Source organism: Salmonella bongori NCTC 12419 (assembly GCF_000252995.1).
GTDB lineage: Bacteria > Pseudomonadota > Gammaproteobacteria > Enterobacterales > Enterobacteriaceae > Salmonella > Salmonella bongori.
Map to the genome: position 1 here is coordinate 4389410 of NC_015761.1, position 20984 is coordinate 4410393.

The window sequence follows — 20984 nt, forward strand, 5'->3', positions numbered from 1 at the left end:
TCGCCCCTCTACGGGAGGGGCCTGCTTTTTTGCAGCGAAGGATGTGGATGTTAAATCAAAACAAAATCAGCGAACAAGACACCCTAAATCGCCCTCCTTATTTATCCCCGTTGTACTAACCGTGCTTGTTAACCCGATATTATTTGTGCATACATCATGATGTCCGCATTTTCTGTTCTATGCGGAGGCTGGTATGGAATTTTATGAGAACCGCGCCAGACAACCGTTTATTGGTTTTGTGCAGCTCAGACGAGCGCTAAGAAGATGGTGGCTACGAAGGATTGCCCGCCAGGCGCTGCGAAGAATGAGTGACGAGCAGTTAAACGATATCGGATTGAAAAGGGAGGATGTGGAATAACAAATAAGCGCCAGTAAAACGGGAAAGGCTGGATAATGTTATCCTACACTCTCCAGTAGGCTGATATCTTGTAACGTTAATTTTCCTGATATGCTTTCTCGACCAGCAACTTGGCTTTATCCAGATCGTGCTCGTTACGTACAATTAATTCGACATCGCCGGTTCCCCAGTGGCCAATATGGGTGACGTCCCGACTGAACCCTTCCTCAAACTGGATATGCTGTGGATTGATTTTCAGCCACAGGCGTAGGTGTGGGTCGGTCACGGGATAAACGGCTACGCACAGAAAGTTACGAATGAGGCGGAAGGCGTCATAGAGCTTAAGCTGTTTAAACTGAACCTCATCACTGAGTGAGAGCACATAGCTTTTTAGTTGTTCGTATAATGAAAGTAGCGCGGGAGAGGTCGAGGCGAGCTGTTCACGCTGCGTGCGGATATGGCGTTTACCGTTACCGCTGGCCGGGCCGTCCGCAATGACGTGCTGAGGGCTATTTTCGACCACGGCGTTAACCAGTTCCAGCATTAACAGGTCGTCGGCAAAAAGCTTATAGCGAATCAGGCTGATATTGCGGTTGATTTGCTGAACGGCATGTTCGTCGTATTTATTAAAATCGGCGGCAATACAGATTAACCGTGTGCCGGACCAGTCAATGGCTTTGGCCGCGGTTTTACTTATTGTCTCCATCACCAGCAACTGAAATTCCGCTTTATGGTCGAGCAGCCAATCCAGGTAGAATAATCCCTGATTAATCACGTTTTCATTGCTGTGGCGCTTATATTCAATAATCACCGGGCAGTTATTTTCATCGAGACCGAGGGAATCAATTCGCCCACGGTGCGTTTTGCCCGTGCGGTATTCAGTGTCGAGAAAGCGGACGCCGAGGAAGACTTCCATATGGGATTCGATCAGCGTTTGCAGATCTTTTTCAATGGCCGCCGCTTTGCCCGGCAGCTCTTGTACTTTCCCGGCGCCGAGGCGGAAAAGCTGGATATCGCTCATGGATCCCTCCTGAATTTTTTGCGCACTATCATACGTTATGTGAAAAGAGATAAAAGCGGAAATCGGGCTTTTGGAGGTGAGGAATATTGCAAGCCCGACAGCGGGGAGGCTGCCGGGCGGCGGGCCGTAGGTCGGATAAGCGTTAGCGCCATCCGACACGCTGTTACAGCAGTTTACGCGTCTTACCTGCCATTACGTTAATAAACTCCTGCACCTGCTTTTGCTTGCGTGCCGACAGCTTACTCGCCCGACGCAGCGACTGTAGTAATGCGGGCTCTTCCTGCTCCGGCTGCTTCGCGGTAATCACGATACAGCCTTCCATCACTTTGATATCGATTTTGGTGCCGGTGGCAAAACCGGCGGCTTCCAGCCACTGGCCTTTCATGATAATCGCCGGAATATGCTGGTGATCTTCAAAGCGGCTCGCATAACTGACGGTGCCTTTACGGTTATTTGCCGGGGAGACTTCTGGATCGGTGAATTCTGCAATACAATGCGGGGTAGTCATGATCTCTATTCCTATTCCAATAGGGGTTGTGGTTAGCGATGTCGCCGTGCGCCAACACGACGGCATCGCGCTAAATACCTGTATATATCATCAGTAAATAAAAGAAAAGTCTAGCTGAAAATGAATGAAAATAACGGCGGGGATGTGAGGATGGATTATTTCTGGTGATGGGAATAAAGCGGCTATTTAGCCGCTTTATTGATTTCTGGGGGGCGGGTTAATTGATGGCGGCGTCGGCATTATAAGAAGGAAAGGGTTCGAATGATGTAGACCCTATTCATCTGCCCGGGCAACGTTGACCACCGTATAAAGCTGCCCCTTATCGATTTAACTTGTGATGAACTGCCACACAATCCAGCCGCCAAAGGTGATCAGAATGCCGCCGGCGGCGCGTTCAATTTTCCAGACAAGTTTACCCAGACGACGTTGAATTTGCGGCAGGGCGATAAGCGTTATTAGCAGCAGATCCCAGAGTAACACTACGCTGGTCATCCAGATTCCACATATGGCCTGCTGTGTTACGGTCACGTTTGGGCCCAGCAGGGCGGTCATTAGCGCCAGATAAAACAGCGCATTTTTCGGATTCAACAGCGATGAACCTAGCCCCAGTAATAGTTGTTTTGCCAGTGACGGACATGCCGATGTGGCGTACCGCCACTCCAGCGGCCCGGCGCGGCTTTTCAACAGTTGATGGCCCACCCATAGCAGGTAGGCGGCACCCAATAGTTCGATGATGGTAAAGAGCAGCGGCGTTTGACGTAATAGCCCTGACCCAAGCACCACCAGCAGAATATAGAGCCCATTTCCCGCCGCAATGCCGAGGCACAGCCCGACGCTGCCGCGCAACCGATAGCGTACGGCGTAACCGACCAGCAAAAAGAAATCCGGACCCGGGCTGAGCAGCGCCATAAAATGCGCCAGCGCCAGTGCGGGAAACGCCGGGGGAAAGAACGCTGTAACCTGTTCCATAGTAACCTCAGTGATGATACTGAGGCCAGCCTATACCCGCGGATGCGCTATTTATTGTTGAATATTGATCTGTTCTGCGCGTACTGACGCGGTGTTGCCGCCGTGAAGCTGACGAAGGTCTTGTGGAAATGACTTTGATCGGCGAAACCGGTCTGATAGGCGACATCGGCAATACCGTCCCCGGCGCGCAATCGGTGCCGGGCATATTCAATACGGGCCATATTGATAAAGCTGACAGGAGTCAGGCCAGTATCCTGCTTAAAGGTGCGAATCAGGGTCTCCTTACGGAGGGCAAACTCCTGCGCCAGCGTGTCCAGCGTCGGCGGTTCCTGAAGGTTGCTGACTAAGCGGGCAACCAACTGGCGGCTGATGGCGCATGGCGGTTCGGTGTCGGCGCTTTGTAGCGGCAGGGCGCGCAACAGGTGGATAATAAGCGCCGGAAGTCCGGCGGTTTGCTGCTGAGTAATAGACGTCACAATCTGTTGATAAAGCTGGAAAAGCTGCGGGTCCTGCAACTGTGGCAGCGTGGTATGCAGGCGGCTATCCGCCGACAAATGGGGAAGCTGCGTCAGGCACCAGTCCGCATCGAGATACAGCATATGATAGCTGCGTGGTTGCTCGTGGAACGGGTTACAACTGTGTGGAGATTGCGGGGGGATCAGGATCAGCTCGCCGGGGCGTAGCAGATACTCTTGCCCGTTACTGATGCAGAGGGTTTCTCCGGCGATGATCGCGCCCAGTGACAGTTGCGGGTGGCTGTGGCGCTTATAGGCCTGACGGCTTTCACTGGTGGTACGTAGCTCCAGCCACGGCAGTTGTGGCAGACGCCAGAAGCGTTGGTGAATATCTCGGATAAGGGACATACAATCTCCTGTGCGGTCCCGGCTTTTCTGCGCCCGTTTATTTCTTCAATCCCGCAAACGCCGCTCTGATCTCGTCTTCCGGCAACTGAATCCCAATAAACACCAGTGTGCTGTGCGGCTTTTCATCTCCCCAGGGTCTGTCCCAGTCGGCGCTATAGAGACGCTGTACGCCCTGGAACAGCAGGCGGTTGGGTTCGCCGTCAATCCACAGCATCCCCTTGTAGCGCAACAGTTTGTCAGCGGACTCCAGCAGCAGATTCTCCATCACCCGCGAAACCTCGCTGATATCTACCGGGTAATCCAGCTCTACCACAATTGACGAAATATCGTTCTGCTTGTCGGCGATAAAATGGAAACGCGGTTTGGCACTGACGACGTTCTCTTCGAGCATAAAGCCGTTGGTGTCAAACAGCAGAGCGAGGTCGATGTCACCGTGGGTCACGGTATAAACTGGCGCGCGGGCGTTGATGCGCGCCAGCCGCTCGCGCAGCTTTTCGCTTTCTCCTGCGACGTCGGTTTTGGTCAGCAGAATACGATCGGCGTAACCTACCTGTGACTGGGCGATGGTGAACTGATTCATCTGTTCATCGGCGTGTACCGCATCGACCAGCGCTATCACGCCGTCCAACAGGTAACGCTGGCAAATCACGTCATGAGAGAAAAAGGTCTGGATAATCGGGCCAGGATCGGCCATGCCGGTGCACTCAATCACCAGGCGATCAAAGCTGATGTTGCCTTTATCCAGATTGTCGAGCAGGTCGAGCAGCGCGTCTTCCAGCTCATTCGAGCGGGTGCAGCAGATACAGCCGTTAGTCAGGGTTTTGATCTGGGTGGCGCGATCGCCAATCAGTTGGTCGTCGACAGACACTTCGCCGAACTCGTTTTCAATCACGGCGATTTTATAGCCGTGTTCTTCATTGAGGATATGGCGCAGCAGGGTGGTTTTGCCCGCACCCAAAAAACCGGTGAGTAGGGTAACTGCAATCGGGGTCATAGTCTCTCCATTAACAACAGCGCATACCGCCTTTGCCATTGCCGCCGTAGCGTGCTTGCTGGCGTTCGCGAAAGAACTCTTCATAGGTCATGTACGGCTTGTCGGGATGGTTGGTTTGCATATGCCCGACGTAATTGTCGTAGTCGGGAATACCAATCAACATCTTCGCCGCCTGACCAAGGTATTTTTTTGCCTGACCTAAGTTACCAAACATTGCCTTCTACCTGTAATGAATAAAGCCGGATGGCGACAAGCGCCTTATCCGGCCTACGAAATGAGAACCTGTAGGCCGGATAAGCCTGGCGCCATCCGGCAAAGGGTTAGTGGTGCGAAGAGGTCTTCACGCCGCCTTCAGGAACCGGCACGTACGGTGTCTCTTTATCGGTGCGTTTATCAACGTTGCGCACCTTCAGCCAGGTTTTAAAGCCGTAGAAGATGATGCTGTACACCACCACCAGGAACAGAATACTCAGACCCGCGTTGGTGTAGTTGTTGATAACAATATGGTTCATGTTGGCAATTTGCTGTGCCGTGAGTTCACCACCGTTGGCGATCTTCTCTTTATACACGTTTGCCATGTAGAAGAAGCCTTCCATCTGCGGGTTGTCGCTGAACAGTTTCAGACCCAGTGCCCAGGTGGTGCAGATCAGCAGCCATACCGCCGGGACTACCGTCACCCAGATGTATTTAGTGCGCTTCATTTTGATCAATACTACGGTGCCCAGAACCAGCGCTACGGCGGCCAGCATCTGGTTAGAGATACCGAACAGCGGCCACAGGCTCTTCACGCCGCCCAGTGGGTCAACCACGCCCTGATAGAGCAGATAACCCCACAGGCCGACACAGCCTGCCGTACCGATAATACCGGCAACCAGAGAGTCGGTTTTTTTCAGGAACGGGACAAAGTTGCCCAGCAGATCTTGCAGCATAAAGCGACCGGAACGGGTACCGGCATCCAGCGCGGTCAGGATGAACAGCGCTTCAAACAGAATACCGAAGTGATACCAGAAGCCCATGTCCGCCATCGGCAGGACTTTGTGGAACACGTGCGCGATACCCACCGCCAGCGTCGGTGCGCCACCTGCGCGGTTCAGTACGGACGGTTCACCGATGTCTTTCGCGGTTTGCAGGATCTGCTCAGGCGAAATCACGAAGCCCCAGGAACTGACGGTCGCCGCCGCATGTGCGGTAACGTCCTTCAGTTGCGCCATAATCAGCGGCGCGTTCTCTCCGCCCATTTCATGCAGGTTCGGCATAGTGATGCCAAGTCCCGCCGGCGGCGTGTTCATTGCGAAGTACAGACCCGGTTCAATGATCGAGGCCGCCACCAGCGCCATAATCGCCACGAAAGACTCCATCAGCATCGCGCCGTAGCCGATGAAACGCGCGTCGGTTTCACAGGCCAGCAGTTTCGGCGTAGTGCCGGAAGAGATGAGCGCGTGGAAGCCAGATACCGCGCCACAGGCGATGGTGATAAACAGGAACGGGAACAGAGCGCCTTTCCACAGTGGACCGGTACCGTCAATATACTGGGTCATGGCCGGCATTTTCAGTTCCGGGTTGAGGATCACAATCCCCAGCGCCAGGCCGACAATAACGCCGATTTTCAGGAAGGTGGCCAGATAGTCGCGCGGGGCGAGGATCAGCCATACCGGCAGCAGCGCGGAAACAAACGCATAGCCAATCAGCGCGAAGGTAATCGTGGTGTCTTTAAAGGTTAGCGCCGGGCCCCAGTAAGGGTCGTGGGCAATCACACCGCCGAAATAAATAGACGCTACCAGCAGCACGATACCAATCACCGACACTTCACCGACCCGGCCCGGGCGGATAAAGCGCATGTAAATACCCATGAACAGCGCAATCGGCACCGTTGAGCAGACGGTAAAGACACCCCACGGACTTTCAGCCAGCGCTTTTACCACGATCAGCGCCAGTACCGCGAGGATGATGATCATGATTAAGAAGCAGCCAAATAGCGCGATGGTACCCGGTACGGTGCCCATCTCTTCTTTGATCATCTCACCGAGAGACGCGCCGTTACGGCGAGATGAGATAAACAGTACCATGAAGTCCTGCACCGCGCCGGCCAGCACCACGCCCGCCAGCAGCCACAGGGTACCCGGCAGGTAACCCATTTGCGCAGCCAGAACCGGCCCTACCAGCGGGCCTGCGCCAGCAATCGCCGCGAAGTGGTGACCAAACAGCACGTAGCGGTTGGTCGGCACATAGTTCAGGCCGTCGTTATTAATGACCGCCGGCGTGGCGCGCGTCGGGTCGAGTTTCATGACCTTTTGCGCGATATACAGACTGTAGTAGCGGTAAGCCACCAGATACACCGACACGGAAGCGACCACGATCCACAGGGCGCTGACGTGCTCACCCCGACGTAGGGCGACGACCGAGAGGCAGAATGCCCCGATGATTCCAAGAATCACCCAGGGTATGTGCTTGAATATCTTTTTCGTATCCATAGTAAAACCTGGTTGTAAGTTTAATTATCAGCCGAAGCTGGGTGGACATTGAGTTCGTGTTTGAGGAGGTGGATTGACTACTATGCTGGAGGGATCTTGCCAGATCGTCGCGCGCGTAAAGTTCGGTAAATCAGTGAGTGGTTGTATGGCGGTTTAAGCGGTCAGCAGCCCCGGTAAGCGGTTTCGCGGCTCGCGGCGTGGGTGATTTTATGTGATTGAGATCACGATATAAAATGAGAGATTCCTCTTGGCGCGGCACGCAATCATCATGCAGCTGAGCTAATAGTGATATTAATGCTGCAAATCCCATAAAGTTTTCCTTTTCCGGGCCGAAAATTCTGTATCTGTCTAGCGGAAAGAGAAAACATGTTAAAGCGAATTAAAATTGTCACCAGCTTACTGCTGGTATTGGCGTTATTTGGCCTTTTACAACTGACATCAGGCGGGTTGTTCTTCAACTCGCTGAAAAACGACAAAGAAAACTTCACTGTACTGCAAACCATTCGCCAGCAGCAGTCTGCCCTGAATGCAACCTGGGTGGAGCTATTGCAAACGCGTAATACCCTGAACCGCGCGGGCATTCGCTGGATGATGGATCAGAGCAATATTGGCAGCGGCGCAACGGTCGCTGAACTGATGCAGGGGGCAAAAAATGCTCTGAAGCTGACGGAAAAAAACTGGGCGCAGTATGAGGCGTTACCGCGCGATCCACGTCAGAGTGAAGCGGCTTTCCTTGAGATCAAACGAACCTATGATATCTATCACGGCGCGTTAGCGGAGCTGATTCAACTGCTGGGTGCGGGTAAGATCAATGAGTTCTTCGATCAGCCAACCCAAAGCTATCAGGACGCTTTTGAGAAACAGTACATGGCTTATATGCAGCAAAACGATCGTCTGTACGATATTGCTGTTGAGGACAATAACAGTTCTTACAACCAGGCCATGTGGGTACTGGTCAGTGTGCTGATAGCGGTTCTGGTCGTTATTGTCGCCGTCTGGTTCGGCATCAAACTGTCGCTTATCGCGCCGATGAATCGTCTGATCGAAAGCATTCGCCATATTGCCAGCGGCGATCTGGTGAAACGCATTGATGTGGAAGGCTCTAACGAAATGGGGCAACTGGCGGACAATCTGCGTCATATGCAGAGCGAACTGGTGCGTACCGTGGGCGATGTGCGCAATGGCGCGAACGCAATTTACAGCGGTGCCAGCGAGATTGCGATGGGCAACAACGATCTCTCTTCCCGTACTGAACAGCAGGCCGCGTCTCTGGAAGAGACCGCCGCCAGCATGGAGCAACTGACCGCGACCGTGAAGCAGAACGCCGAAAACGCGCGTCAGGCCAGTCATCTGGCGTTGAGTGCGTCAGAAACCGCGCAGAAAGGTGGTAAAGTAGTGGATAACGTGGTGCAGACCATGCGTGACATCGCCTCCAGTTCTCAGAAAATCGCGGATATTATCAGTGTTATTGACGGTATTGCTTTCCAGACTAATATCCTGGCGCTCAATGCGGCGGTAGAAGCGGCGCGTGCGGGCGAGCAGGGGCGCGGATTTGCGGTAGTCGCGGGGGAAGTCCGTAACCTGGCCCAACGTAGCGCCCAGGCGGCGCGTGAGATTAAGAGCCTGATCGAAGACTCCGTGAGCCGCGTTGATGTGGGTTCCACGCTGGTCGAAAGCGCCGGTGAAACCATGGATGAAATCGTTAACGCCGTCACCCGCGTGACCGATATCATGGGTGAGATTGCGTCGGCGTCTGACGAGCAGAGCCGTGGTATCGACCAGGTGGGCCTGGCGGTAGCGGAGATGGATCGCGTAACACAGCAGAACGCCTCGCTGGTGGAAGAGTCCGCCGCTGCGGCGGCGGCGCTGGAAGAACAGGCCAGCCGTTTGACCCAGGCCGTCGCGGTGTTCCGTATTCAACAGGAGCAGCAGCGCGCACGTGAGGTTGCCGCGATAAAAACTACGGCAGCCGTACAGCCGCGCAAAGCCGCCGTGGCCGACGGCAGCGATAATTGGGAAACGTTTTAACAGCGTATTGACGAATACCGGCCTACAGGCGATCGTAGGTCGGATAAAACGTTCATGCCGTCATCCGGTGTTGTTTGGCCTGGTGGCGCAGCGCTTATCAGGCCCGGCAGTCCGCGCATGCCGATTTTAAACCAGCGTCAGGCGCATGGCGCAGCGTGATTCATACGCCAGGCCGTGCGTCACTTCTTCCTCTCTTTTCTGATATCGCGCGCTAATCCAACGTTGAGTGAAGGTGTGCGGTGATCCACAAAAAACGAATAAAGCGAGAGATTGCACGACAGGAGAGTCTTGTTTCGCGGCATCATAATTGCTGATGTGATAATCGTGAGAGGATACGATGCGCAAAGAGGCCCTGCTTGCTTTCCTGATGAATCAAACGGATTTTTTTGATCCGGAAAATATCAGCGAGGTGTTTACCGCGCGCTATCTGGCGCAGCGTTTTCATATGCAGCGCAACACCGCCAGCCACTACCTGAACCAATTGGTGGCGCAGGGTGTACTTTGCAAAATCAACACGCGTCCCGTCTATTTCCTGCATAAGCAGGCATTTAGCCAACAGTTTTTTACCCTTTCGCGTAATGAATACGCCAGCGTCGCGGAGTTGTTAGCGCACGGGGAACAGGAGGGCGTGGCGGACGATCACTTTTCTCTGCTGATTGGCCATAACGAAAGCCTGAAACGCCCGATTGAGCAACTGAAAACCGCGTTGTTTTATCCCGATGGCGGGCTGCCTTTGCTAATAACCGGGGAAAGCGGCACCGGGAAAAGTTATCTGGCGCAACTCATGCATGAATATGCCATTACCCAGGCGCTCTTGCCGCCGGATGCGCCGTTTGTCAGTTTTAACTGCGCCCAGTATGCGAGCAACCCTGAACTGCTGGCGGCGAATCTTTTTGGTTATGTGAAGGGCGCGTTTACCGGTGCACAAAGTGACCGGCCGGGCGCGTTCGAGTCGGCTCACGGCGGTATGTTATTTCTGGATGAAGTCCACCGGCTGAGCGCTGAAGGGCAGGAGAAGCTCTTTACCTGGCTCGATCGCGGTGAAATTTATCGCGTGGGCGATACCGCGCAGGGACATCCGGTTTCTGTCCGTCTGGTCTTTGCGACGACCGAAGAGATACACAGTACCTTTTTAACGACCTTTTTGCGGCGCATCCCGATTCAGGTCAACCTGCCGGATCTCCAGCATCGCAGCCGTCAGGAAAAAGAGGCGCTGATCTTATTGTTTTTCTGGACGGAGGCGAAAAAACTCTCGGCCACGCTTAACCTCAGGCCGCGTTTGTTGCAGATCCTCAATCAGTATGTTTATCGCGGCAACATCGGCGAACTGAAAAATGTGGTGAAGTATGCGGTGGCGACGGCCTGGGCGAAAAAGCCTGGGCAGGAGACCGTTATCGTGTCTCTGCACGATCTGCCGGATACCATGCTGTCAGCATTACCGTCGCTGAATGAACCACTGGCGGATGAGGCGCCGGTGAGCATTACACCCGATACGAACCTCACCTGGCTATTACACACCCGCGACGAGATGCAGGGCATGATCCATGATACACAGTGTCATGTGCTGGCGCTGTACGAGTTGGTGCGTAGCGGAAAGGAGGAGTGGGAGACAGTACAAAAAAGAATGGGCGATGATATCGAAACCCTCTTCGATCGCCTGATTTTCACCGGCGACGATAATGTGCATTCACAGCGCTTGCTGCTGATTACAAGTCAGGTGCGTGAAGAATTTTACCGCCTGGAGAAGCGCTTTAATATGCAGCTTAACGGCAATTGCATTTACGCGCTTAGCCATTATTTAATCCATCGCACCGTACAGGCACCTTCTCGTCTCAATAGCGAGCAGATCCGTCAACTGGATGCCTTTCTCGCTCAACAATATCCGTTACTGTACAGTTTTTGTTTACAGATCCTTGAGACGCTGAGCCAGAAGCTGGATCTGGAGCCGAAACGAATCGATATTCTGCTGCTGGTGCTATGGCTGCATAAACAGGGCATTAAAAGCCAAAAACAGGTGACGCATGCGGTGATTCTGGCGCATGGCTATGCCACCGCCAGCAGTATCGCCAACGTCGCGAACCGGTTACTGAAAAATACGATTTTTGAATCGTTCGATATGCCGCTGGACGTCACGCCGGAGGCAATAGCGCAACAGGTGATGCGCTATCTGGAAGGGCATCCACTCGCCTCCGGCCTGATGATTCTGGTGGATATGGGATCGCTCAAGGCCATTCATCAGCATTTTGACCGTGTGCTTTCCACGCCGGTGACGATTATTAACAACGTCTCGACCAGCATGGCGCTGTATGTGGGCGAGCGCATTTTACAGGGGCATTTTATTGAAGAGATTGCCCGCGACATCGCCCGTGACGTGCCGGTTGAGTACCAGCTTTATTGGCCGAAAAGCAACAAACCGCGCGCGATCCTGACCACCTGCGCGACCGGGATCGGCGTGGCGACCAACCTTTGTTCATTGCTGAGCGCCAGTATTCCGCAGGCGCTGGAGATTGACGTTGTCGCTTGTGATTATGCGATGCTGGCGAGCAATAAAATTCAGGAGCCGGTTTTTATTCGCTATGACGTACTGGCGATTGTCGGTACGCTGGACCCGCACATCGCCAGTGTGCCGTGGATTTCGCTCGACTCGCTGATTTCCGGCGAGGGGAACCAGTACCTGATGCGGCTGTTTGGTTCGCTGACTACGCCGGAACAGGTAGCGGAAATCAATAATCTGCTATTAAAAAACTTCTCGTTGCGACGGGTGATCGAATCCGTCACCATCCTCGATACCAACAAAGTTATCAACCACGTTGAGCAATTTCTGTTGTATTACGAACATCTGGCGGGCGTTACTGTCTCGAATGAAAGAAAGGTGGCGCTCTATGTGCATATTAGTTGCCTGATTGAGCGTCTGATCCGTCATGCGTGCATTACGACTTATAGTGGGCAACAGTGTCCGGAACAGGAACTGAATCGGCTACGGCAGGCGTTTAGTGTCATTGAGAGTAACTACAGTGTCAAAATCCCCACAGCCGAGCTCGGCTATATCCATAATATCCTGACCTTCGAAACAGAATTTATCGAACAAGATCAACAGTTTTAGCCGCTTCCCCCTGGTAATCCCTTTCATTTTTCGGCGCGCCACTTTTTCTGGCACGCCGCTTGCTTTCTTTTATCACAGTGGAATGTGGTTTAGAGGTCAGGATGAAGAGACATTATATATTTGCCAGCCACGGCACGCTGGCCAGCGGGATTTTAAACTCTGTGGAACTGATTTTAGGCAAACGGCCACATGTATGGACGCTGTGCGCTTATGTTGAAGAGGGCGTGGATTTAAGCCAGCAGGTGGATACGTTACTCGCGCAGATCCCGCCGGAAGATGAAATTATTGCGCTGACCGATATCTTTGCCGGCAGTGTAAATAATGAATTCATCCGTTATTTATCCCGCGCCAATTTTCATCTGTTGGCGGGTATTAACCTGCCGCTAATTATCGAACTCTTTATGGCGGAAAATGATGGCGCTACAACGCATACCATTATTACGGCGCTGGAGGATTCAAAAGAAAATATTCAGTACTGCAATCGAACTATCACCAGCGCTATGCACAGCGATAAAGATTTTTAAGGGGAGGGAGCGTTATGATTGTTTTTTTACGGGTGGATCACCGTTTATTACATGGCCAGGTCGCCTTTTCCTGGACGCAGTACGTTGGCGCAGACTGTATTTTAATTGCCAACGACAGCGTACCTAATGATGACCTGCGTAAAACCACCATTAAAATGGCGAAGCCGCCCGCGGTAAAGCTGGTTATTAAAAATATTGACGACTCGATTGAAGCAATAAAAAGCGGTGTGACCGATAAGTACAAGCTTTTTATTGTCGTTGAATCCGTGGCGGATGCGTATCGCCTGGCGCGCGAATTACCCGAGATTAAAAGTATTAATTTAGGCGGTACAAAGGTTCGGGAAGGTAGCCAGAATATCGCTAAAGCCATCAATCTGTTAGCAGATGAAATGACTCAACTTCGGGAGCTGGCGGCTGGCGGAGTAGAGATAGAAATTCGGCTGGTGCCTAACGATCGTAAACAACTTTTTGCCTGAGCGGATACCCTCCTGAGGACATATTATGGTAGAGGCGCTTTTACTTGGACTGGTGGCGTTTATCGCCCAGTCTGAATATGCATTAGGGACGTCGCTGATTTCCAGACCTATCGTGACCGGACTCTTAACCGGGTTGGTGTTGGGTGACATGGAAACGGGAATTGTGATGGGCGCGACGCTGGAGCTGGCGTTTATTGGTTCCTTTTCGGTGGGGGCATCACTGCCGCCGGATGTGGTTACCGGCGGTATTTTAGGCGTGGCGTTTGCGATTAATTCCGGTGCCGGGACAGAAACGGCGCTGTTATTAGGTTTGCCTATCGCGACACTGGCGTTAATTGTGAAAAATATCTATAACGGAATGTTTATTCCGTTGCTCTGTCATAAAGCCGATGCTTACGCTGAGGTGGGGGATACCCGGGGCATTGAGCGTATGCATTTAATCTCCGGCATTGGGCTGTCGCTGACGCTGGGGATTATCGTCACGGTCTCTTATTTAGCGGGCGTGAATATGGTTAAAGGTTTTCTGGATGCCATTCCGGAATTTATTAAACATGGATTAAGCGTTGCCACCGGTATTATTCCCGCGCTGGGTTTTGCCATGCTGGCACGCTTATTAATTAATAAAAAGGTCGCCCCCTATTTTTTCCTCGGCTTTGTGTTAATGGCGTATTTAAAAATTCCGGTGACGGGTATTGCGATTCTCGGTGCGATCGTCGCCGTCGTGATGGTCAATATGCCGAAATTTGCGGCTTCGCAACCGGCACCCGCACAAGGAGCGTCTCATGACGATGAAGATGATTTCTGATAAAGACCGCCAGCAGGCGGAAACCACAGGCCAGGTTACGGCGCGTGATTTACGGCGTGTCTTCTGGCGGTCATTTCAGATGGAGTTTTCCTGGAACTATGAGCGGCAAATGAATCTGGCATTCGTCTATACGCTTATCCCGGTACTAAAGAAACTGTATAGCCGAAAAGAAGATCTTGCCGAAGCGTTAAAACGCCATCTGGCTTTCTTTAATACCACGCCGCACATTGTGACGTTGATCCTCGGTATTACCGTGGCGATGGAGGAAAAAAACAGCCAGCAGAAAGAGATGGACGCCAGTTCTATCGATAACGTCAAAGCGTCGTTAATGGGGCCGCTGGCGGGTATTGGCGACTCTTTTTTCTGGGGGACGTTGCGTCTGATCGCCACCGGCATCGGTACCAGCCTGGCGCTGAAAGGCAATATCCTGGGGCCGATTTTATTTCTGCTGGTGTTTAACGTTCCGCATATTCTGGCCCGCTGGTTCTTTACTCGCTGGGGCTATGTGCTGGGAACCGGCGTGCTACAACGCATTCAACAGAGTGGAATGATGGAGAGCTTGACCTATGGCGCATCGATTATCGGTCTGATGGTGGTTGGTGCGATGACTGCCTCGATGATTGATATCACCATTCCCATTACGTTTGGTACGGGAGAGGCGAAAACGCACGTTCAGGACATTATTAACGACATCATGCCTTGTCTGCTGCCGTTAATGAGTTTCGCCATTGTGTACTGGCTGTTAGGGAAAAAAGTGAAACCGTTAACCATTATTGGCGGTATTGCGCTGGTGGGTATTTTCGGCTCCTGGGTAGGGTTATTTTAAGAGGGATAAAGAATGTCACCAACCATGCTGACTTATATCAACGAAGAGTCTGACGTCCTGGCGACGATTATTCGCCGCCATCACCAGTCACTGGAAGCGGTATCCCGATTCGCCAGTCAAAAACCGTTGCGGCGAATCCTGATATTAGCCACCGGCTCGTCGTTAAATGCCGCCTTTTGCGCGCGCTATTTTTTTGAACACTGCGGCATCATTATCAATATTAAAGAGCCATACACTTTTAGCCAGTATGAAAATATCGACCCGCAAGCCGATATGGTGATCGCTATTTCCCAGAGCGGGAAAAGTGCTTCCACCCTGGAGGCGATGCGTAAAGTTCAGGCGCAGGGACGTCCGGTATTTGCTCTGACGTCCGATCCGCAGAGCCCGCTTGGCAAGGCCAGCGATTATCCGCTGGATATCCTGACCGGGATTGAGTCCGTCGGGTTTGTTACCCGTGGATTTAGTGCGACAGTACTCAATCTGTTGCTTATCGCGTTGCTCATTGCCCGCCCGCAGCAGCGACTGACGGAATCGCAGGCCGGGGCGTATTTGACGCAGCTTCAGCGCATTGCGGCGGCACTCCCGCAGGTTATCGAGCGTACGGAAGCGTTTATTCGCCAGCACCAGTCCGTTTTACAAAACGGGACGCGTTTTGTGGCGACAGGCTACGGCGCGCTGGTCGGCGTGGCAAAAGAGTTTGAAACCAAATTTACCGAGACGGTACGCGTTCCCTCAAGCGGATTTGAGCTGGAAGCCTATATGCACGGCCCGTATCTGGAGGCCAGTGCAGAACATGTGATGTTCTTCTTCGAGGACCAGCCCGATGCGCGTTCCAGGGCGCTTCGGGAGTACATGACGCCAGCGGTCGCCAGAACCTTTACCCTCACGCTGGCGAAGGCGGCGCAGGATGACCAGACGCTCGCGCTGGACGTGGCAGTTGATCACCATTTGTCGCCATTGCTGTTGATTGTGCCGGTACAGCTTATGGCGTTTCGCATCGCCTCACTGAAAGGTATCGATCTTTCCGTGCGTATTTTTGACGATTTCGATCGCGTTTTAAAAAGTAAAATCTGAACAATCAGGAGAAAAATATGTTGGGTTTTAATCAGGACGAGTACCTGACGAGTGCTCGTGAGATCATTGCTGCGCGCCAGACGGCAGAACAGGTTGCTGACGAGATTTATCAGGACGGGTTCAGTTCTTTATTTTTCGCCTCTGTTGGCGGTTCACTGGCGCCAATGATGGCAATTAATGAATTTGCCAAAGAATTAACGACGTTGCCGGTTTATGTTGAGCAGGCGGCAGAGCTCATTCATAAAGGAAATAAGCGGCTGAATAAAGACTCCGTGGTTGTTACGCTGTCTAAATCCGGCGATACCAAAGAATCGGTGGCGATCGCCGAGTGGTGTAAAGCGCAGGGAATACGCGTGGTCGCAATGACCAAAAATGCGGATTCTCCGCTGGCGCAGGCGGCGACCTGGCATATTCCGATGCGCCACAAAAATGGCGTGGAATATGAATATATGCTGCTGTACTGGCTGTTTTTCCGCGTGCTGTCGCGCAATAACGAATTTGCCCGGTATGATCATTTTGCCAGCCAGCTGGAAACGCTGCCAGCGAGTCTGCTTAACGCCAAACAAAAATTCGACCCGCACGCGGACGCTATCGCCAGCCGTTATTTCAATAGCGACTATATGATGTGGGTTGGCGGCGCGGAGATGTGGGGTGAAGTCTATCTGTTCTCCATGTGCATTCTGGAAGAAATGCAGTGGAAGCGTACGCGTCCCGTCAGTTCTGCGGAGTTTTTCCACGGCGCTCTGGAGCTGCTGGAAAAAGACGTCCCGCTCATTCTGGTTAAAGGTGAAGGGAGATGCCGCGCGCTGGATGAACGCGTTGAGCGTTTTGCCAGTAAAATTACCGAAAATCTGGTGGTGATAGACCCACAAGCGTACGCGCTGGACGGCGTTGATGAAGAATTCCGCTGGATTATGGCGCCGTGTGTGGTGTCGACGTTGCTCGTTGATCGGCTGGCGGCGCACTTCGAGAAATATACCGGCCATAGTCTGGATATTCGCCGTTACTACCGGCAGTTTGAGTATTAACCACTGTGCCGGATGGCGGCTACGCCTTATCCGGCCTACGTTTGTAGGCATGATAAGATGCGTCAGTGTCGCCATCAGGCGTTGGCACTGGCTTACGCGGTTTAACTTTCCGCGTTCACGACTTTGATTTCCACCATGCCGATACCGAGTTTACGCGGTGAGTGTCCGAGGATGTTACCCTCGTTGGTCGCTATCGGCTCTGGCGGTACTATCACCAGCGTGTCGGCATTGCCGGGGTTTTCGAAGTGCAGTGTGGTGGTACTAACATCATTTCCTAACACCAGCGTTTGCTCCTCGTTACCGACGCGAACGGGGATCGGCTTGTTGGCGTTATCACCGTAGGCTTTGGCGGTGATCACCAGATCAAACTTTTTCGGCAACGGCGCTTTATATTCGATTTTGACTTCATCGCCTAACTGCGCGTTTGACCAGCGTCCCCACGATTCCGGGCGCGATATGCCGCTAAATTGTTTGACCTCTTCCGGCGCGCCTGCCACGTTAAAAATGAAGCTGTCAGCTTTGTAACGGATGTCGTTATCAACAATTTTCAGCGTATCGACGTTGCCTTTGTAGCGCTGCATATCAATTATCGTATCTTTAAACGCGGTTTTGCCTTTCCACTGCGCTTTATCAACGTGCTGAACGATCTGTTGCCCACCAAGCTGCCCCTGTGAAACGCACCAATCGGTGGACAGCGCCAGTGCGGGCGCCCATAGCTGCGCCATCTTATAGCAGCGATCGATCCAGACAAAATTATCGCGCGGGGCGAAATCGGCAAGCTGGAAGCGAAGCGGGGCGGAGTACTCACTTTCCGGCAATGGTTCGACGCGTTTATCCGAAACGCGCAGTAGCAGCGGCAGGCGGAAGTGGCTGCCGGAAAACGCGATCATGTTCTTGTCCCGATCGATAGTGAACGCTTTCATCTCTTTCGGGAAATTCCACAGCCGGATGATATCCGGTTTCATCGCCAGTATCTTCTCTTTGCTGTTCAGGAATACTTCCGACAGCGACTGTCCGGAAAGGCTACTGCGTCCCAGACCGATAAAATTATCGCCGCCGAGGATATCCAGCACTGTTGCGCCGTTATCCATCGTGTTGCGTTTGACCGCCAGCGTCTCCTGCTGCGGTTTATCGCCGCGCAGAATAAAAAAGAGGTTGTTGCGATCCTGCTTATTCAGGTATTTCCAGGCCGTATTATTCATTGCCAGATGGTCGGAAGAGACCACGATGACAGTCTCTTTAAACCACGGCGACGCTTTGATTTTATTGATAAACTCAGCGATGTTTTCCTGGCTACAGCTTACGGCGCTAAAAGACTGGTTAGGCTTGCCGTCGTAATCGTAACGTTTACGGTTGCAGGTGCGCGAGATAAACCCATCCGGATGGTGAGTATCCACGGTTAGCGTAAACAGCGAGAACCGCTGACCGGAGCGGGAAAGTTCTTCAAATTTCTTCCATGCCTCGTTGAGCACCGTATCGTCGTAGAAGCCCCAGTCATTTCGATAAGACGGGTCTGCTACCACCGTTTTTAACTCGTCGGCACCGTAGAGATGATCAAACCCGTGCGATTTCAGGAACACGTCTTTCCCGGCGAACCGCAGATTAGCACCCTGCACGAAATAGTTCTGGTAGCCGGAATTTTTCAGTATGTCACCCAGACAGATATTCTGCGGGAAGAAACTGGACACCGACGCTGAAGCATTGCCTTCAAATGGCGCAAACAACGGAATACCGCACTGGGAAGCCACCATCCCCGCAATGGTATAGTCTGTTCCCGGCAGTTGCATGGTATGGCTGAAATCGAGTCCCGTGTTTTTCAGCGCACCCAATTCCGGCGTGAGATTGGGGAAGGTTTCATTATCAAAATAGGTTCGCTCCAGACTCTCGCCGTAGATATAGACCAGATTGAGCTTCGGATTAGGAATGGTTTTTGCCGGTTCTTTATAATAGGTAGCAAAATCCGGATCGCCATCGCGCGTTTGTGATTTTACCAGCTCTGTTATCTGGCGAAACGCAGGACTGGCATCAACCGAACCTAACGCCAGCAGTAACGCTAGAAGACTATAACCGACATGATGAGGATGGTGACGGCGGCGACGTAGTATCCATCCCAGCGCGCCGAACACGGCGACTAACGCAAGGACAATACCGACTCCCGGCAGAATATATTTGCCGATTCCCGCTCCCGTCAGGCTATTGGTGAGCGTATAAAGCACCGCGTCGTTGATACCGTCCCCGGTAAAATAGTCGCTGGCATAGAGAGTGATATTCAGAATGACAAAAAGCCCCAGCACCGTGAGCGTGGCGGCAAACCACCAGGTGTTACGGCCCGCCTTCCAGGCATATATCAGCACAGAAGCGAGAAACAGAGCGACGGAGAGTAACTCGGACAACTGACGATCCTCAATAAACCAGGTTTATGACTGGCAGGAAAAATTTTTTTAACAATGTAATAGCGATGTCACATTGCTGCAATTCTAATGACATTACACGGGGCTGTGATTCAGAATTAGTTTAGAATGTTGATTTTTTGATCGGCATCACTTCCCGACACAGCGGCTAATAACAGGAAAAAGCGGTGGGAAAAGCCGGATTAATGCCGCGCTGGCTGGCAAAGGGCCAAAACACGGCTTTTATCTGGGCGTCTCGTCGTTGTTCACGGACAGAAAAGCGCCGTCAGGAGAGGAAATTTAGCCCCTGCTGCAACACAAGATCACAGGCTTTGGTTTTCACCTTTTCCGCCAGCGGCGTACTGCCGATATTATTAAGGTTCAACTGCTGGCCGTCTTTCGTTTTGAGCAGCCCTTGCAGGCCGTCCAGGTAGTTAGTGTCCTGCTTCTGTTGCGCGGTATCTAACCCCAGCTTATTCAGAATCTGATCCTTAACATTCTCCGCATTGGTGGCGGACGCCAGTTTTTGTTTGGCGCAGTACTGCAAAATACCCGCAGCATTATTCATATTATCGGCGCTGAGCGACTGGGTGCCGCCGTTAAGCAGGCTGGTTAACGAAGAAAGCGACGTTCCACCCTGCTGAGCGCTTAACTGGCTCGCGGCGCTGGAAAGCGAATCCTGCCAGGAGGCGGCGATGCCGCTGGTGGAAATCAGTGCACTGGCGATTGCCGCGCCGCACAGAAAATATTTTGTTGTTTTCATGGTCATCCACCTGTGTTGTGCCAGTCAATCGCAGTATAGCTATAGCACTGGAATGCGCTGGAATTTAATATTCTTTACCCGTAACCCGACTGCGATAACTTTCCCAGGTAAAATTAACCCATAAGCTGTTACCGAGACGCATACGATCCATCACACGTTCGCCGAGCATTTTCGTCATCTCTTCCATATTGCTGTTCGTCAACATGCCTGTGGGGCGTTTTGACGAAGAACGACGATCGACGATCTGATTGATGATCACTTTTTCATAGCGGGATTCGGTCTGCACGCCGATCTCGTCGATCACCAACAGATCAACGTTACTAAGATCGTTAAGCAACTGCTCTTCGCTGGTTTCCCGGTTGCTGAATGTGTTTTTCATCGCAGACATAATATCCGCCACGGTGATAATCAGCACCGATTTTCCGCGCAGCAGCAGCTCATTACAGATCGCTGCGGCGAGATGATTTTTACCGGTTCCCGGTTTTCCGGAAAAGACAAAACTGGCGATATTCCCGTCAAATTCATCGACATATTGCCGGGCCTTGCTCAACGCGTTCATTTGCCCGTCACACTCAACCCGATAGTTATCAAATGAACAGTTCTGATGTAATGGCCGAATGCCGGAACGGTTAAAGGTGCGCTGCATTTTCATCGCCCGGTTTTCCCGCGCCAGAGCCGCCGCCCGGATCTCACCTTGCTCTTTTTGCCACGCCAACAACTCTTCGCCTGTTTTGAATGCCGGCGTAATATGTGCAGGCATCATTTTTTGCAGACGCTGCATCAGGTCACCAACATTTTTCATTA

The 20984-nt window shown here is 52.4% G+C and carries 19 protein-coding genes and 1 pseudogene; 9 read left to right on the forward strand and 11 right to left on the reverse strand.

All coding sequences use genetic code 11. From position 1 onward, the window contains the following. Positions 1-66: 66 nt before the first annotated feature. Positions 67-200, reverse strand: a pseudogene (locus SBG_RS20635) (hypothetical protein). On the opposite strand from SBG_RS20635, the gene yjiS reads away from it, so the two are divergent. Further along, on the forward strand, positions 194-358 hold the full coding sequence (gene yjiS, locus SBG_RS20640; RefSeq protein ID WP_000397913.1) for a DUF1127 domain-containing protein YjiS: 165 nt from the start codon (positions 194-196) through the stop codon (positions 356-358). The pseudogene SBG_RS20635 and the gene yjiS overlap by 7 nt on opposite strands. A 76-nt stretch (positions 359-434) precedes the next feature. Here yjiS and SBG_RS20645 read toward each other — a convergent pair whose 3' ends face one another. The 7 genes from SBG_RS20645 to btsT form a co-directional block, all read right to left on the reverse strand. Further along, the gene (locus tag SBG_RS20645) at positions 435-1358 is read right to left on the reverse strand and encodes a DUF5655 domain-containing protein (RefSeq protein WP_001280237.1); all 924 of its coding nucleotides are present in this window, start codon (positions 1356-1358) and stop codon (positions 435-437) included. A 163-nt stretch (positions 1359-1521) separates the two neighbouring features. Further along, entirely contained in the window at positions 1522-1866 is a 345-nt protein-coding gene (symE, locus tag SBG_RS20650; protein WP_015703123.1) for an endoribonuclease SymE, read from the reverse strand. A gap of 327 nt (positions 1867-2193) precedes the next feature. After that, a complete protein-coding gene (locus SBG_RS20655) occupies positions 2194-2835 on the reverse strand; it encodes a LysE family translocator (RefSeq protein WP_000438683.1) in 642 nt (213 codons plus the stop codon). Positions 2836-2882: 47 nt separating this feature from the next. Continuing rightward, positions 2883-3698, reverse strand: coding sequence for an AraC family transcriptional regulator (locus SBG_RS20660; RefSeq protein ID WP_000052855.1), 816 nt, complete (start codon positions 3696-3698; stop codon positions 2883-2885). 37 nt (positions 3699-3735) lie between these two features. Further along, a complete protein-coding gene (yjiA, locus tag SBG_RS20665; protein WP_000187831.1) occupies positions 3736-4692 on the reverse strand; it encodes a GTPase in 957 nt (318 codons plus the stop codon). A 10-nt stretch (positions 4693-4702) separates the two neighbouring features. Continuing rightward, positions 4703-4906 carry a YbdD/YjiX family protein gene (locus SBG_RS20670; protein ID WP_000467862.1) on the reverse strand — a complete coding sequence of 68 codons (204 nt, stop codon included), beginning with the start codon at positions 4904-4906 and terminating at the stop codon, positions 4703-4705. Between the two features lie 106 nt (positions 4907-5012). Continuing rightward, positions 5013-7163, reverse strand: coding sequence for a pyruvate/proton symporter BtsT (gene btsT, locus SBG_RS20675; RefSeq protein ID WP_000379925.1), 2151 nt, complete (start codon positions 7161-7163; stop codon positions 5013-5015). Between the two features lie 366 nt (positions 7164-7529). Here btsT and tsr point away from each other — a divergent pair, with 366 nt between their 5' ends. From tsr to SBG_RS20715, 8 genes are all read left to right on the forward strand, one after another. Beyond that, positions 7530-9191 carry a methyl-accepting chemotaxis protein gene (tsr, locus tag SBG_RS20680; RefSeq protein WP_000919504.1) on the forward strand — a complete coding sequence of 554 codons (1662 nt, stop codon included), beginning with the start codon at positions 7530-7532 and terminating at the stop codon, positions 9189-9191. A gap of 337 nt (positions 9192-9528) precedes the next feature. Then, the gene (locus SBG_RS20685) at positions 9529-12294 is read left to right on the forward strand and encodes a sigma 54-interacting transcriptional regulator (protein WP_001224312.1); all 2766 of its coding nucleotides are present in this window, start codon (positions 9529-9531) and stop codon (positions 12292-12294) included. Positions 12295-12395: 101 nt separating this feature from the next. Beyond that, positions 12396-12818 (forward strand): PTS sugar transporter subunit IIA, encoded by a 423-nt coding sequence (locus SBG_RS20690; RefSeq protein WP_000820686.1) that lies wholly within the window; start codon positions 12396-12398, stop codon positions 12816-12818. 14 nt (positions 12819-12832) lie between these two features. Further along, entirely contained in the window at positions 12833-13294 is a 462-nt protein-coding gene (locus tag SBG_RS20695) for a PTS sugar transporter subunit IIB (RefSeq protein WP_000634731.1), read from the forward strand. 25 nt (positions 13295-13319) lie between these two features. After that, positions 13320-14099 carry a PTS mannose/fructose/sorbose/N-acetylgalactosamine transporter subunit IIC gene (locus SBG_RS20700; RefSeq protein WP_000228868.1) on the forward strand — a complete coding sequence of 260 codons (780 nt, stop codon included), beginning with the start codon at positions 13320-13322 and terminating at the stop codon, positions 14097-14099. Beyond that, positions 14077-14925: a PTS system mannose/fructose/sorbose family transporter subunit IID gene (locus tag SBG_RS20705; protein WP_000178068.1), complete on the forward strand. Its 849-nt coding sequence runs from the start codon at positions 14077-14079 to the stop codon at positions 14923-14925. Before SBG_RS20700 ends, SBG_RS20705 begins: the two co-directional genes overlap by 23 nt. A 12-nt stretch (positions 14926-14937) precedes the next feature. Continuing rightward, positions 14938-15999 carry an SIS domain-containing protein gene (locus SBG_RS20710; protein WP_000075432.1) on the forward strand — a complete coding sequence of 354 codons (1062 nt, stop codon included), beginning with the start codon at positions 14938-14940 and terminating at the stop codon, positions 15997-15999. A gap of 17 nt (positions 16000-16016) precedes the next feature. Then, positions 16017-17027, forward strand: a complete 1011-nt coding sequence (locus SBG_RS20715) for an SIS domain-containing protein (protein WP_000900321.1) — start codon at positions 16017-16019, stop codon at positions 17025-17027. A 101-nt stretch (positions 17028-17128) separates the two neighbouring features. On the opposite strand, the gene opgB is transcribed toward SBG_RS20715, so the two are convergent. The 3 genes from opgB to dnaC all read right to left on the reverse strand — a co-directional run bounded on the left by opgB (position 17129) and on the right by dnaC (position 20982). Next, positions 17129-19420, reverse strand: a complete 2292-nt coding sequence (gene opgB, locus SBG_RS20720) for a phosphatidylglycerol--membrane-oligosaccharide glycerophosphotransferase (protein WP_001292704.1) — start codon at positions 19418-19420, stop codon at positions 17129-17131. Between the two features lie 283 nt (positions 19421-19703). Further along, entirely contained in the window at positions 19704-20180 is a 477-nt protein-coding gene (locus SBG_RS20725; RefSeq protein ID WP_000858931.1) for a DUF2501 domain-containing protein, read from the reverse strand. 64 nt (positions 20181-20244) lie between these two features. Then, positions 20245-20982 carry a DNA replication protein DnaC gene (dnaC, locus tag SBG_RS20730; RefSeq protein ID WP_000799926.1) on the reverse strand — a complete coding sequence of 246 codons (738 nt, stop codon included), beginning with the start codon at positions 20980-20982 and terminating at the stop codon, positions 20245-20247. Positions 20983-20984 lie beyond the last annotated feature (2 nt).